This window comes from Mucilaginibacter sp. P4_C11, from assembly GCF_056402115.1.
On sequence record NZ_JBFUIA010000015.1, the window covers coordinates 1 to 15564 of the forward strand.

At 43.8% G+C, this 15564-nt stretch carries 11 protein-coding genes; 5 read left to right on the forward strand and 6 right to left on the reverse strand.

Annotated elements, in window-relative coordinates; all coding sequences use genetic code 11:
• Window positions 1-311 precede the first annotated feature (311 nt).
• Window positions 312-2390, reverse strand: coding sequence for a TonB-dependent receptor (locus tag AC1DU2_RS15005; RefSeq protein ID WP_477385142.1), 2079 nt, complete (start codon window positions 2388-2390; stop codon window positions 312-314).
• Between the two features lie 84 nt (window positions 2391-2474).
• On the reverse strand, window positions 2475-2834 hold the full coding sequence (locus tag AC1DU2_RS15010; RefSeq protein ID WP_477385143.1) for an MmcQ/YjbR family DNA-binding protein: 360 nt from the start codon (window positions 2832-2834) through the stop codon (window positions 2475-2477).
• Window positions 2835-2876: 42 nt separating this feature from the next.
• On the opposite strand from AC1DU2_RS15010, the gene AC1DU2_RS15015 reads away from it, so the two are divergent.
• From AC1DU2_RS15015 to AC1DU2_RS15025, 3 genes are all read left to right on the forward strand, one after another.
• Window positions 2877-3491 (forward strand): class I SAM-dependent methyltransferase, encoded by a 615-nt coding sequence (locus AC1DU2_RS15015; protein ID WP_477366120.1) that lies wholly within the window; start codon window positions 2877-2879, stop codon window positions 3489-3491.
• A 351-nt stretch (window positions 3492-3842) separates the two neighbouring features.
• Window positions 3843-6248, forward strand: a complete 2406-nt coding sequence (locus AC1DU2_RS15020; protein WP_477385144.1) for a glycoside hydrolase family 31 protein — start codon at window positions 3843-3845, stop codon at window positions 6246-6248.
• Between the two features lie 166 nt (window positions 6249-6414).
• Window positions 6415-8589 carry a carbohydrate binding family 9 domain-containing protein gene (locus tag AC1DU2_RS15025; protein ID WP_477385145.1) on the forward strand — a complete coding sequence of 725 codons (2175 nt, stop codon included), beginning with the start codon at window positions 6415-6417 and terminating at the stop codon, window positions 8587-8589.
• 102 nt (window positions 8590-8691) lie between these two features.
• On the opposite strand, the gene AC1DU2_RS15030 is transcribed toward AC1DU2_RS15025, so the two are convergent.
• The 3 genes from AC1DU2_RS15030 to AC1DU2_RS15040 form a co-directional block, all read right to left on the reverse strand.
• Window positions 8692-9018, reverse strand: coding sequence for a DUF6686 family protein (locus tag AC1DU2_RS15030; protein ID WP_477385146.1), 327 nt, complete (start codon window positions 9016-9018; stop codon window positions 8692-8694).
• Window positions 9019-9096: 78 nt separating this feature from the next.
• Window positions 9097-10023 carry a DUF6607 family protein gene (locus AC1DU2_RS15035; protein WP_477385147.1) on the reverse strand — a complete coding sequence of 309 codons (927 nt, stop codon included), beginning with the start codon at window positions 10021-10023 and terminating at the stop codon, window positions 9097-9099.
• Between the two features lie 243 nt (window positions 10024-10266).
• Window positions 10267-10791 carry a helix-hairpin-helix domain-containing protein gene (locus tag AC1DU2_RS15040; RefSeq protein WP_477385148.1) on the reverse strand — a complete coding sequence of 175 codons (525 nt, stop codon included), beginning with the start codon at window positions 10789-10791 and terminating at the stop codon, window positions 10267-10269.
• Window positions 10792-10928: 137 nt separating this feature from the next.
• On the opposite strand from AC1DU2_RS15040, the gene AC1DU2_RS15045 reads away from it, so the two are divergent.
• Complete coding sequence (locus tag AC1DU2_RS15045) at window positions 10929-13169, forward strand: tetratricopeptide repeat-containing sensor histidine kinase (RefSeq protein ID WP_477385149.1); 2241 nt, start codon at window positions 10929-10931, stop codon at window positions 13167-13169.
• 161 nt (window positions 13170-13330) lie between these two features.
• On the opposite strand, the gene carA is transcribed toward AC1DU2_RS15045, so the two are convergent.
• The gene (gene carA / locus AC1DU2_RS15050) at window positions 13331-14431 is read right to left on the reverse strand and encodes a glutamine-hydrolyzing carbamoyl-phosphate synthase small subunit (protein ID WP_477385150.1); all 1101 of its coding nucleotides are present in this window, start codon (window positions 14429-14431) and stop codon (window positions 13331-13333) included.
• A gap of 269 nt (window positions 14432-14700) precedes the next feature.
• Here carA and panB point away from each other — a divergent pair, with 269 nt between their 5' ends.
• Window positions 14701-15513: a 3-methyl-2-oxobutanoate hydroxymethyltransferase gene (gene panB / locus AC1DU2_RS15055; RefSeq protein WP_477385151.1), complete on the forward strand. Its 813-nt coding sequence runs from the start codon at window positions 14701-14703 to the stop codon at window positions 15511-15513.
• Window positions 15514-15564: the final 51 nt, after the last annotated feature.

A 15564-nucleotide genomic window follows, 5' to 3' on the forward strand; every position in this document is an offset into this window, starting at 1 on the left:
GCTCTGCTGAGGGCAACACCGATTCCTGTTTTCTAAAAGCCCGAACCCAACTCTGAATCGTACGGGCATTCACCCCATATTTTTCTGAAAGCCCAACCAAAGTCGCGCTCCCGGTTAAATATTCCGATATAATTTGTTGCTTTTTTGATACTATTTCACGTCTGATCATGATTTAAATGATTTACTAATTTAGTAAACCTATTTCAGGACGAGACAGCATGACCGCGCAAAATCAAAATCCAAAAAATCTGACAAAATCTGTTTAATCCGAGTTCAGACAAAAACCACGAAATCATCTTCCATCGGTGAAATCACAGCCTTATATTCATCCCCACATTATAATTTCTTAAGGGCGAAGCATTATAATACCTGTTCCCTACTGCATTTAAATCATTCCCGAGGCTGTATTTTTGGTTCAGGATGTTATCCGCGGCAGCAAAAATCTCTAACCGTGTTTTACGACCGATTGTCGGTTGCCAGCTAACCCTGGCCTGTAACAGGTTATAATGCCCGGCGTATACCGTATTTGCATCATTCAGCGGAATTTTTGAAGTGTAGTTATGTTGCGCAAACAACGAAAGATCTGCCGGGAATTTGAGCTGTAGGCTGGATACAAACACATGCCTTGGCACCCCCGTTAACCTGTTGCCCGAATAGCTGGTGCTGGTAACCGTGTAATCGCGGAAAGTAAACCCACTGTAAGTATATGATTCATTAAACTGCAGACCGCGGATAAAATGAGTACTATTCTGGCGGATGATCCAATCCGTAAATGACAGCTCAAAACCAGGCTGATTGGTACCACCGGCATTAATGTAGTGCTCCGTCTCGTCGGCATTTAAACGGCGTACAATGGCATTGCTGATGCGGTAATAAAACACGGATGCATCAAGCAGCAAAGTCTCGTCCTGGTTGCGCAGGCGGAAACCGGTTTCATAGTTCCAGCCGGTTTGGGCTTGCAGGCTGGTATTTACAATATTATCGGTAGGCCGCACCTCGGCAGTGGTTGGTGTAGAGTAGCCGCGGCTTACTGATGCCCGCCAGATGAAGTTATTGGTAAGCTGGTAGCTTAAGGCCAGCCTTGGCATTAACTGCGGCGTAAAATTACGGTTGGTAAAACCGCTTTGGTTAAGCGGGTAAATATTTTTAAAATCATAGTCGTACCAATTCAGGCTCAGCGCGGCTTCTGCGTGCAGGCGTTTAAATATATCTGCCGAGTACCGTCCAAAAATAAAATGCTGATTGGTATGAATGTTATCGCTGGTTTGGGTAGTATCCTTTACCCCCTTTTTATTGCCGTAATTGCTGATCTGTGAATTGGTTTGTTGCCACTCTATCCCCAGGTCGGCTTTCCAGTCCAGGTTTTCCTGGTGATTGCCGGCCAGTTCAAAATAAGTACGCAAACCATAAGTATTCTCGCTACGCTGCTCATAATTGGTAATAAATGGGTTGGCAAAATCAACATGGCTGCCAAAAACAGATAGTACGTTCCTGATCCTGTCGCTTAAATGGTATTCGTTGCTCAATCCGCCTAAATACAGTTTAGTGGTAATACCAATTTGCTGTTGTATCGCACCCGGCAAAGTAGGTGTTGGCTGGCGTGCCAAAGTAGGGTTGGCGGTAAACTGCACCAGGTTTAAACCTCCCGGCGTTTGGTAGGCCAGGTTGGAGTATAAACCCAGCACTTTTAACTCATTTTTACCGCTATAGTTCCATTTATCAGCAAGTTGAATATAATTGCGGTGCGTATCGCTATGTTGCCTGTAACCATGATAGGTTTGAAAACTTTGGCTGATATTAAGCAAATTTGCCCCCGACCGCTGCTGAAGCGTAACCTTTTCATGGAATAAGCCATAGCTGCCGGTGTTTACGCCCGCCGTTAAGTAACTACTATCATTATAGCGGTTAATGGAACTTAGCAGAACTACTCCGCCCGAGTTGGCACCGAACAAACTGCCATCGGGGCCTTTTAGTATTTCGATACTGCCTATGCTGCCTATATCAATAGCATTCAGGTAAGTATTGCCCCCGGCATCCGTTAAGGGAATTTCATCAAAATAAATTTTTACGTCCCTAACCCCAAACGGCGACCGTAACAGGCTCCCGCGAATGGACAAACGGTAGCTCCCCGGCGACCGCTCCTCGGCCCGGATACCCGGAACCGTGTTTAATGCCGTAACAAATGAATTATCGGGCTGTAATTTTAGTTGTGCAGCCCCCAATACATTTACCGAAGCCGGCACACTTAACACAGGCTGTTCGCTCAGGTAACCACGCACAATTGCGGTTTTAAGGTGTGTTGTATCTTTTGTTACCGTTTTTTTGGTTTGGGCTGCGACATTTATAGTTATAGCGAGGACGAGAAAGCAGCTCAGGTACAATTTTATCATATAGTCAAGTAGGTAGGCAAAAGTAGTTGTTTTAACGCTAAATCGGCGTTGTGTTTTGGTAACAAGTTAAGCTAAAAGTAGTATTTACCCGGCTGATATCATTGCTTCATATTCCTTTACCAGTTTTTTTGTTGCCCGGGCAAGATAGGCGGTTATTAACAGGTTTTTCACGTCATCCGGAGATACCGTTTCAAGGCATATTAGCATGTATTTGTAATTGAGATAATGCGGAGTAATAAAGAATGTGTGAGGATCGCGCTCCATCCACTTTTCACGTTCGGTGGCGTGGATACCCAAAAGCTCTTTTCCTAATTTTACACTGGTGAAAATTTTACCATTTACATAAAAGGCCGGATCTTCAAAGCACATTTTTTCGGTAACACCGGGCAATGGCAGTAAAAAACCACGCATAAACTGCATGAAGATTGACATATCTGTAGCCATAATTAAAGTTAAGTAATTTTCATATTATTCTTAATTTTCGCCATGCAAAATCAGCTTCAGCAAACATTTGGCAATATTGATATTTACCTGTTCGATCAGTTATTGAAAGGCCGGTTTGATGACTGCAAAACCGTATTGGATGCCGGCTGCGGCGGCGGCCGAAACCTGGTTTACTTTTTACAAAACGGGTTTGACGTTTACGGAGTTGATCAAAGCGAGGCGGCTGTTGATGCGGTTAAGCAATTATCGGCCACGTTAGCGCCGGCTAATCCCCTGTCAAACTTCGCGGTATCGGGTGTCGAAGACCTGCCTTATCCTGATAACACTTTCGACCTGGTGATTTGCAGCGCGGTTTTACATTTTGCAAAAAGCATCGAACACTTCGACAACATGGTACACTCGCTTTGGCGGGTGCTTAAACCCGGCGGTTACTTTTTTGCCAGGCTGGCATCAGATATCGGGATTGAAAACCTGGTGAAGCCTGTTGATAACAATAACCGTTTCCTGCTCCCAGACGGTTCTGAACGTTTCCTGGTAGATGAACAGATCCTGCTGCGCTACGGCTTTGCGTTAAACGGTACGCTTTACGAGCCGATAAAAACAACCAATGTACAAAACCTTCGGTGCATGACTACGTGGTGTTTGCAGAAGCTTTGAGCCTGCTTATGCAATTGAGTTAAAAACTCACCATAGATATCACAAATGCTAAAATGTTTTAGCTACCAACAGATATCGGCTTTGAACGCGGGTTAATACTCACCCGACATCGCTGAGACTTGAATAGCAGAATATTCATGCCATCCAAATTAACCACCGTTCAAGCCCCTCTATGCGGCGACAGCCGGAGAGAGGGTGCCGTCCGCCAACGGCGGGGCTGGCGGGGGAGTCTTCGCCTTACTGCAAATATTTTTTCTTCAATTAAAAAAAGTACCTATATTCACGTTTTCAAAACAGGTGTTATTCCTACACTTATTATAAACTAATTTACTGCTGTTCAATATGTTTAAAATGTTACCCACCTTAAATGCAAAAATAAAACAATCGATTGCGTTGTTTATTTTGCTGGCAGGCGCTATGGCCACACTTACTGCAAACGCTACCGTTAAATCCTTTAAAAAAGGGACCGATGGCGTTACCTTTTCTTTAGATAAAGGCCTCATGAAGGTACTTGTGCGCAGCGCCGATATTATCGAAGTAAAATATACCATTTTTGATGCCTTTGAAACCAAGCCATCGCTGGTGGTGGTTAATAGCTGGAAAACACCTACTGCCTACCAGGTAACAGCAACTAAAACCGAGGTAATCATTACCACGGCAAAAATGAAAATTATAGTGAACAAGGCCACCAACGCCATCACTTATACCGATTTAAAAGGCAACGTAATTACCGCCGAAGACAGCGAAAATAAAACGATAACACCCGCAACTATTGCCGGCATCAGTACCTATAATGTAAGCACACAATTTACATCGCCGGTAAACGAGGCGCTTTACGGTTTAGGCTGCCACCCGTTGGATTCTTTATCCATCAACTATAAAGGCCGCAACCAGGAGTTGCTTATCAAGTACCTTACCGGCGCTATCCCTGTATTGTTATCAACCAAAGGCTATGGCTTGCTTTGGGACAACTATTCGGCATCCAACTTTTATGGTGCCGAGGCTGATAATACCAAATTTAAATACGTATCCGAGAGCGGTAAACAGGTTGATTACTTCTTCTTCTACGGCCCTTCTTTTGATCATATTATCGATTCGTATCGTACTGCAACCGGCCGTGCGCCAATGTTTGGCAAGTGGGCTTTCGGGCTTTTCCAATCACAAGACAGGTACATGAGCGAAAAAGAAATATTGACTGTGAAAGATAAATACCGCGATAACCACATCCCGGTTGACGTAATTGTACAGGACTGGTATTACTGGGATCCATTGCCAATTGGCTCGCACGTGATGAAGCCCGAGCGTTACCCTCACCCAAAACAAATGGTTGATGAACTGCACAAGGCAAACATCCATGCCATGATCTCGATATGGCCGGTATTTGGCAAAGGTACCCCCAACTACGATGCGTTGGAAAAAATGGGCGGCTTAACCGACATTACCTGGGATAACGTGGTTACTCACACTTTTGATACCTATTACGATGCCCATAACCCTAAAGCCCGCGAATTGTATTGGGACCAGGCACGCGACAGCCTGGTAAAACGCTACGGGTTTGATGCCTGGTGGATTGACCAGTGCGAGCCTGATAACGGCGCTTTGCAGGATGCCCGCCGTCAAAGCAATTTCAGCATAGGCAAGGGGATTGACTATTTTAACACCTACTCGTTACAACATACCAAAGGCGTTTATGAAGGCTGGCGCAGGGATATTCCAAACAAACGCGCTTTCTTTTTGGTAAGGCAATCATTTGCAGGCGAGCAGCGCAATGCGGCTACTTTATGGTCGGGCGATATTGAGTGCACCTTTAAAGATTTCAAAAACCAGGTGCCGCAGGGAATTAATGCCTGCGCATCGGGGCTTGCCTACTGGACATCTGATATTGGTGGTTACCATTGGCATTGGAGAGCGGCCGACTGGTCGCAGCCGGATAAACGCGAGCTGTTTACCCGCTGGTTCCAGTTTGGCGCTTTCAGCCCCATTTTCAGGATTCACGGTAAAGGGGAACGTGCTTTGTTCAGCAATAACTGGGACGACAATACTAAAGCCATTCTGCTGAACTTTGATAAATTGCGTTATCGTTTGTTGCCTTATATCTACTCGTTAGCCGGCCGCACCACCCTCGATAACTATACCATGATGCGCTCACTTGCCTTCGATTTCAGGAACGATGATAAAGTTTACAATTTACCAGACCAGTTTATGTTTGGCCCGGCATTGATGGTTAACCCGGTTACCGAGCAATTGTATACATCGGCCAATGCTGATAAAAAAGCCAAAGCCCGCCAGGTTTACCTGCCCGCTGCAACCAAATGGTACAACTTTTGGACTGGCGAAGTGCTTGACGGTGGCCAAACCATCAGCGCTGCCGCACCAATCGAAATATTGCCGCTTTATGTAAAAGCTGGTTCTATCATCCCAATGGGCCCGCACATGGAGTACGCTACCGAAAAACCAGCCAATAACATTGAGCTAAGGATTTACCCTGGTGCCGATGGTACCTTTAAGTTGTACGAAGACGAAAACGAAAACTACAATTACGAAAAAGGCGCTTTTGCCACCATCAGCTTTAACTGGAATGATAAAGCCCGTAAACTAACCATATCTGATACCAAAGGCCATTTTAAGGGCATGCTGAAAAACCGCACATTTAACATTGTGTTGGTTAAAGGGGCACACGGCTCGGATGTGGAGGTTACCGCGAAAGCCGATAAAGTGGTTAAATATGCTGGCAAGGCAATGATAGTTAACTTGTAAAAAAGAATCAAGAGTCAAGACAGAAAGCTCTTGTGGTAATTGAAAAGGAAATTATTTCTACGTTAATTCTTCTCTCTTAATTATTATCTTTCGGAAAAATATACCAGCCTGCGGTAAAATGCGGGCTGGTTTGTGTTTAAGCATTTCCAAACAAAACCAAAATCTGTTGAAGCCAAGCAAACACCTGTCGCCCGTTCAAATTATATCACTATTGTTGATTTTATGTTGGGTGCCATTTGCTGCATTGGCGCAAAAAAAGAACTCGGCTTTTCAATATCATATTCGTAAAACCACAGCGCCCATCACTATAGATGGCGTTATGGACGAGGCCTGGCATAATGCCGATTCGGCTGCCAACTTTTTTATGGTAACGCCCATGGATACCAGCCGGGCCAAAGTACCCACCGAAGTGCGGATGACTTTTGATAACAACAACCTGTACATTATTGCCGTTTGTTACACTGCCGGGCCAGGCGAATACATGGTTGAATCGCTGAAGCGCGATTTCGCTTTTCAAAAGAACGATAATTTTATATTTTTTCTCGACCCATTTGATGCCCGTACAGATGGCTTTAGCTTTGGCGCCAACGCCGCCGGCGCTCAATGGGATGGTACCATGTACGAGGGTGGCAAGGTTGACCTGAGCTGGGATAACAAATGGATATCGGTAGTAAAAAACTATCCTGATAAGTGGGTGTTTGAAGCAGCCATTCCCTTTAAAAGTATCCGTTATAAAAAAGGTGTTGGCCAATGGGGTATCAACTTTAGCCGCAACGACCTGATAACGACCGAAAAATCGAGCTGGGCACCGGTACCAAGGCAGTTCCCTACCGCCTCGCTGGCTTATACCGGATTGCTGGTTTGGGACGATTTGCCGCCCGATGCCGGCACCAACATTTCTATTATTCCTTACGCGCTCACCGGCATCTCAAAAGATTATAGCGCCGGAACCAAAACCGACTGGAAAAAAGAAATAGGCGGCGACGCCAAAATTGGCCTTACCTCGTCCCTTAACCTCGACCTTACCGTTAACCCCGATTTTTCGCAGGTTGATGTAGACCAGCAAGTGGTTAATTTGAACAGGTACGAACTGTTTTTCCCCGAGAAGAGGCAATTTTTTTTAGAGAACGGCGACCTGTTTGCCAATTTCGGCTACGCCGATATAAGGCCGTTTTTTTCGCGCAGGATTGGGCTTAATGCCCCCATTAGGTTTGGCACCAGGCTTACCGGCAAACTGGATAAAGATTGGCGTGTTGGGTTGATGGATATACAAACCGGAACATCAAACGATGCCCTTACCCCTGCCCAAAACTATGGCGTGCTCACGCTTCAACGCCGCGTTTTTGGCCGTTCAAACATCGGCTTTATGTTTATTAATAAGGATGCTACAGGGACATCAACCCCGGGCAATGCCTATAACCGCAACTTTGGGGTGGAGTACAACCTGGCCTCGCCAAGCAATTTATGGACCGGCAAGCTTTTAGGCCTAAAATCATTTACACCCGGCCTTAAGGGGCACGACCTGGTAGCAGCAGCCCACGTGCAGTACCTAAGCAAATACTGGACGGCCTATTTACAGGATGAGTATGTTGGCAAAAACTATACTGCGGGGGTTGGCTACGTACCCAGGGTTGGCTATAATAAAATTAGCCCGCTGATATTACATAATTTTTTCCCCAAGGGCGGCGATGTACTTATCCATGGCATTCAGTTAACCAGCAACTATTATTTTGACGAAAACTTTAAGCGCACCGACAATGAAAGCACCTTAGCCTATATCATGACGCTGCGTAACAAAAGTACATTTACGGTATCGGGCATTGATACCTATATCAAATTATTGGTGCCTTTTGATCCTACCAATACAGGCAAAACACCGCTGCCTATCGGCTCGCAACATCATTGGAACACGGTTGATGCGCAATTTGCATCAAAGCCGCAGGCCTTATTCACCTATTTGTTAGAGGGCCTACACGGCGGTTATTACGATGGATACCGCACCAGCCTGATTGCGCAACTGGGCTACCGCTTTCAGCCTTATGTTAACCTGTTTGTAAACTCCTCATTTAATGATTTGCGCCTGCCCCAGCCTTATGGCGATACCCAATTTTGGCTGATTGGCCCAAAGGCAGATATTACCTTAAGCAACACCCTATATTTTACCACTTATGTACAATACAACGGCCAGGTAAAAAACATCAATACCAACGTACGCCTGCAATGGCGCTACAAACCGGCATCAGATTTTTTTATTGTTTATGGGGATAACTCCATTCCATCGCCCTATACCGTTAAAAACCGCCAGCTGGTAGTTAAGTGGACGTACTGGTGTAACCTTTGATTTCGGATTTCGGAATTTCCATTTCGGATTTGCTAATTCATTATTTTCGATTTTTTCATTTTCAAATCTTCAAATTCTCAAATTTTCAAATCATTTGCACATCTACTCCCCTCCTTCCATCAGGCTGTATACTTCCTGCATGTAAGCGGCTTCTTCCATGGCGGCATGAAAATCTTCCCATTCATCACTGCTGAAGGTGAACTGGACATCATTTACCGGGGTACGCATTACCATACGTTCCTGCCCGTCGGGAAAGGGGAAGATATAATTCTCAAAATTAAGCTCGATCGTAAAATCCCGGAATTGTATAAACTGCTCGGGCGTAAAGCTCAGGATAAGATTATTATTCCAGATGAAAATACAACGGCACTCCTGGCACCGGCTAATAACCGATGCCCCAACCTGGCTCAAAACTTTTGCGTCGCACATAGGTAGCTGATTTAATTTGTGCCTGCCCTGTAAAAAAGCCATCACGGCGTTTATTACTACAGAGCAGGACTTTATATTTTAAACTGTTTTTTCAACGTATACCTCAATTACTTTGCGGGCAGCAGTTTTACTTTGCTCCGGCGTCCATTTTTCTTTAACAGACTGGTCTGCCAATTCAAACAACCGTTCAAACAACAACTTGCCATCAACTTTTCCTTTTAATTTAAGGGCGTCCGGTTGGGCATAAACATCGTCCCACACCTGCCGAACGGCTGTCCAATAGGGCTGCTGGCTTGCCCACCATTTTTGGGCAAAGGCAAATTTATTTTCGTCTGCTTTAGTAAATTCCTCGTAGCCTTTCTCGCGGGCCAGCAGCTTGTCACTGTTTTCGCTGCGGATTATCTTTTGATTGTCCTGCTCAAACATCCAGCCTTTATCTGTTAAATAAATGCTGTTGCCCCGGCGTAATACATTATAATCGCTGCGTTTGGTAAACTCGCGGCGCGGCAAGGGCGAATCGCATGTTGATTGCCATTCGTGGCGGCCATCAACATGTAGCCAGGTACCTATGCTTTCATATCGCGGGCTATCATCAACCTGGTAAACCTTTTGCACCCAACGCCCTTTTGCATCAGCAGGATTTAGTTTTGCTTTTTTCCAGGTGTTGCTTTTATCAAAATTGAGCAGGTTAGTTTCTTCATAAACCCAGTCTTCGCGCCAGTGCTTAATAACCGACGAATCGCCGGTAACCAGGATATGCTGGATCACTATTTTTCTGGGCGATACCCGCTCCACTACCGCACATTCGTACCCTACAGCATGATATGGAGCATGGTTTTTATAAGCCGTATCGGGCGAAAAGGTCTCGGCATAATCAAAGGTTACTTTGTAAAAGCCACCCAGGGCCAATATAGCCTTCCTATCCTGCTCCGGTTTCGCTTGGGCTTTGATTAAAGTGGTTTGAAATGTAACGAACAGTATTGAAAGGCAAAAAATCTTCTTCATTATGCAATATTCTTTTAAAAGTTGAACTCTGATCTGCATTGAACAAGAGCAAAGTAAATCCTTATTTAGAATAAATCCAAATAAAAATAACAATTAAAAAAAGAGTCAAGAAATAAGAGTCAAGAATTAAGATAAAACTGTCTTGTCCTGAAATGACAGGTAGTCTTAAGTCGAAAGTCTCAAGCTCTAAGTCATTTAGGGATAAAGATTTTTCGACAAGACTTAGGGCTTGCAACTACGTAATTACAACTTAACAGTAGCTGTATCTTTGTTCAGGCTATCGGCATACTGTTTCATTTCAGGGTATTGTGGTAAATCGTACCAGGGGCGCGTTGGCCTGTCGGCAGGGAAGCCGTGTTGGGTGCGGTAGGCTTTGCGTTCGGCCGTGAAATGCCACCACCGCTTACTATCGTCGCGGTGTAAAATATAATGGGCCAATAAACGGTACGAGTCCTCAACGCAGGGGTCGGCCCAGGTGCCGCAGTGCTTTTCAAATGCGTTGTACAGCTCAACTGGATCTTTACCTTCAAGCTGCTTTAATGAATAGTAGCCCTGTTCAATAAGCTCGGATGCAAAGTTAATGCCCAACGATGGGATACTTTGAAATTCCATCAGCGCAGAAATCTCTTTAGCCCTTTGGGGCGAAGCTTTCAGGATAGCCGCTATTTCATCAGGAGCGTAGCCGGCCAGCGCATTTATCTTTATTTTTTGGCTTTTAAGTACTGCCTTTTCGTCAGCATTTAAGTTGAGGTCGATATTCTTTTTCATTGCTCCTTTTAAAGCATTAAAATTAATTAAAGTGAATTAATTAAGCCCACTACTAAAATACCCTATATTTATTAATTAAAATAAATCAAACCAATTAAGCCGTTTGTTTCGTATAAAGCATTAACTATTTACTGATCTTGAGATTTAAAAAACATATTGCAGGTAATCATGGTACACGGGGGTTAATATCGGCGGTCTTTTTTATATTCTTAAGCCTTCCGGCATTTGCTAAATTGCATCCCGAAGTTGACAGTATTAAAAACCTGTTATTGCCCGCTTCTGCCTATCAAAAAAGCCCGGATACCGCTACTATTAATAAGCTCAATAAAATTGCATCAGGCTATTTTAAATCTAACCCTGATAGCGCTTACTATTATGGCAAAAAAAGCGTTGAGCTATCGCGCAAAATTAAATATCCTGAAGGCATAGCGAATGGTTTGCTGGAAATAGGGCACGTAAATTATTTTAAAGGCAACTCCAAGCAAGCAAAACAGAAGTTTGACGAAGCGATAGCCATATTCAAAAGCTTACATAATGATAAAGGCCTTAGCAAATCATACATCTCCTACGGGCGGATGTATAACCAACTGGCCGAATACAAACTTGCGTTAGCCTATTTAGATAAAGCCCGCCTGATTTGCCTGCGCAACCAGGACGAACCTACTTTAACAGATTGTTATAAAAACATAGGGATAACTTACTTTAGCAAGGGCCAGCTTTCAAATGCGCTCGACTTTTACTACAAGGGTCTTTTTATCGCTTTAAAAAACAACTATGTAACAACATCAGCCGAAATTTATAATGATATTGGGGTGGTATTGCAAAATATGGAGGTGTTCCCGAACGCGCTTGAATATTTTAAAAAGGCCATACAGGTTTTTGAGGCTACCAACAACAAACAGGCTGTTGGCACTATTAATGAAAATATTGGCGAAGTGCTGCTTGCCCAACATAAGTATGATGAAGCTATTGTGTATTTATCAAAATCATTAAAAACCGCCAAACAGCAGGATGATAAAGACGGCTTAAGTTCGGTTTATACAGATCTGGGCATGTGTTATGCACATAAAAATCAAATTCCGCTTGCCAAATCATACCTGGATACATCATTACGGATAGCCCAAAAATACAAGATTGTGTATAACCAGGCCTATGCTTTAAATGGTTATGCCACCGTGTATAACTTGTTAGGCGATTATAAAAATGCCTACAAATACGCCGTGGATGGCCAGGCACAGGCCATTAAGCTTGGCAATATATCGGTACGCTCAAACTCTGCTTTACAACTTAACAAAGCAATGGCCGGTCTTGGCAAATTTGAGGACGCCAACCGGATGTTAAATGAATACATCAACCTTAAAAATCAAATTAACGATAATGAAAGCATTCAAAAGCTGACATCATATAATTATGAATTGGGCTTTGCCGAAAAGAAGCGCCAGCTTGCCCAGCAGCAACGTGAACGCGACCTGATATATCAACAGAAAATAAAAAGCCAGCGGCTGGTTAATGCCATATTTTCTATCATCATTGTGGGGATGATTGTAACCGTGGGTATTTATTACCGGCAAAAACGAAAACAACAAAAAATTAACGCCCTGCTTGAAGACCGTAACAGCGAGATATTGAAACAAAAAACCAATATTGACGATCAGGCCGAAAAACTGAACGATTTAAATGTTTTGAAAGACCGGCTGATATCCATTTTAGCGCATGACCTGCGGGCTCCGCTAAGCACACTACGCGGCCTGTTCAGCTTATTGCAGGATGATAGCATCAGCCACGAGGAATTGCTGGAAATGATACCCGGCGTATTAAAAAAACTGGAATACACCTCTGATTTCCTGGATACCCTACTGTTCTGGATAAATAGCCAGATGGAAAACTTTGAAGCATCGGTAAAAAACTTTTCGATAAAAGAACTGGTAAGTTTAGAAATTGAAACCTATCATGAGCAAGCCGAATTAAAAGGTATTACGCTGTTGGATGGCATCCCTGCCAATTTATCTGCCTGGGCCGATCCAAACTCCGTCCGCATCGTTATCCGAAACCTGATTACCAATGCGCTGAAATTTTGCCGTGAGGGTGATACGATAGAGATTTCGGCAACGATGGAAGATAACAAAAGGATTATTGTAAAGGTAAAGGACACCGGTGTAGGCATGCCTTCCGATCAGCGCGACAAGCTGTTTAAAGGCAAGGTAAACAGTAAGGTTGGAACCAAAAATGAATCGGGCACCGGCATGGGCATGCTGTTTTGTAAGGACCTGGTTGAAAAATGCCACGGCAAAATATGGGTAACCAGCCAACCGGGAGTAGGTACCGAGTTTATGTTTACACTGCCCGCGGTAGCTATTGGTGCACCAGTAGAAGCGTAGCAATGCCCGCTTGAATCATCTTAAGCCAAACCCTTTCAAAACTTTGCATAGGTTGATTATTAGCTCATAAATTCAGCAAAAAAGCCTTTCAAGTTTCTCACTCAAAAGGCTTTCAAAAATCTTCAAATTCTCAAATCTTCAAATTTTCAAATTGAAAAGAATTATTTCATCAGGTTGATAAAATCATCAAACAAATACCTTGAATCATGCGGGCCAGGTGATGACTCCGGGTGGTATTGTACCGAGAATGCTTTTTTATCTTTTACGCGGATACCTTCTATCGATTGATCGTTGAGGTTCACGTGGGTAATTTCTACTTTATCAGATGCGCGTACAGCTTCTGGTATCACACCAAAACCATGATTTTGCGATGTTACCTCGCAATGGTTAATGATGATGTTTTTTACCGGGTGGTTTAAGCCACGGTGACCGTTAAACATTTTTTTGGTTGGGATATCGTTAGCCAAAGCCAGCAACTGGTGGCCTAAGCAAATACCAAACATTGGTTTATCAGCAGCTAAAATTTCCTTTACCGTATCAATAGCGTAAGGCATGGCCGACGGATCGCCGGGTCCGTTTGATATAAAATAACCGTTTGGAGCAAAGTCCTTTTCCATTTCGGCATAAGTAGTTTTTGCCGGGAAAACTTTGGCGTAAACATCACGATCATCAAAATTGCGCAGGATGTTTTTCTTTACACCCAAATCAAGTACTGCTACACGGTAGGCGGCATCTTCGTTACCAAAAGTATAAGTTTCGGTGGTTGATACCTGCGACGATAACTCCAGCCCGTCCATCGAAGGCACTTCGGCCAGTTTGGCTTTCAATTCTTCGATATCCAATATCTCTGATGAGATGATTGCGTTCATGGCTCCCTTATCGCGGATATGGCGTACTATCTGGCGGGTATCCACATCGCTGATGCCCACAATATTTTGTGCCTGGAAGTAATCCTGGATAGATTCGTTAGCTTGCTTACGGCTGTAAGCAATGTTATAGTTTTTACAAACCAAACCTGCAATCTGGATATTACCCGATTCAACTTCGATATCGGCTATGCCATAATTACCAATGTGCGCATTGGTTGCAACCATTATTTGCCCAAAGTAGGATGGGTCGGTAAAAATTTCCTGGTAGCCGGTCATCCCTGTGTTAAAACAGATCTCGCCGGTAGTAGTACCTATCTTTCCAGCGGCTTTACCGTAAAATACGGTGCCATCAGCCAATAAAAGTACTGCCGGTAATTTGGTGAAGTGCGTCATTTAGCAAAAAAATTGAATGGATTATTAAATCGGATCGCCTGGTTCAAAGCCCCGTGAAAACTGATAGAAATATTGAAGTAAGGAACTTCCGGATTCACGGTGCAAAAGTACAAGAATATTTCGGATTTCGGAATTGGGATTTCGGATTTTTTTATTTTAGAATTTTTATTTTGAATTAACCTTCATTTAGCCTTACTAAATCCGAAATTGAACATCCGAAATCCGAAATAAAAAAAATTACCTTTGCGCTTTCTTTAACACATTTAACTATGTCTGTAAACAAAGAAGTAAAAAGGATCACCACGCACATTCTGCAGGAGATGAAAAACCGTGGCGAAAAAATTGCCATGCTTACCGCCTACGATTACTCGATGGCTACCATTGTAGATGAAGCCGGTATGGACATCATCCTGGTGGGTGATTCGGCCTCAAACGTGATGGCCGGGCACGAAACCACGCTGCCGATAACGCTCGACCAGATGATCTACCATGCATCATCAGTGGTCCGTGCGGCCAAACGCGCCTTGGTTGTTGTCGATTTACCTTTCGGATCATACCAGGGTAATTCCAAAGAGGCGCTTAACTCGTCTATCCGGATCATGAAAGAGTCTGGTGCGCATGCCGTTAAAATGGAAGGAGGCGTAGAAATAGCCGAATCTATCAGCCGTATACTTACAGCGGGCATCCCGGTAATGGGCCACTTAGGCTTAACGCCGCAATCTATCTATAAATTTGGCACCTATACCGTACGCGCCAAGGAAGAAGTTGAGGCCCAGAAACTGCGTGAAGATGCGCTTAAGTTACAGGAGCTTGGCTGCTTTGCCATTGTACTTGAAAAAATACCGGCCAAACTGGCAACAGAAGTTAGCCAAAGTGTACAAATACCTATTATAGGTATAGGTGCCGGCCAATGCGATGGCCAGGTTTTGGTAATACATGATATGCTGGGTATCAACAACGATTTTAAGCCGCGTTTTTTACGCCAGTATTCTAATTTATATGAGCAAATGAACGGCGCTTTTAAAAACTACATCAGCGATGTAAAATCAAAAAGCTTCCCGAACGATAAGGAACAATATTAAGTAGATGTGCAGATTTCAGATGTGCAGATATGCAAATGATTTGAAAATTTG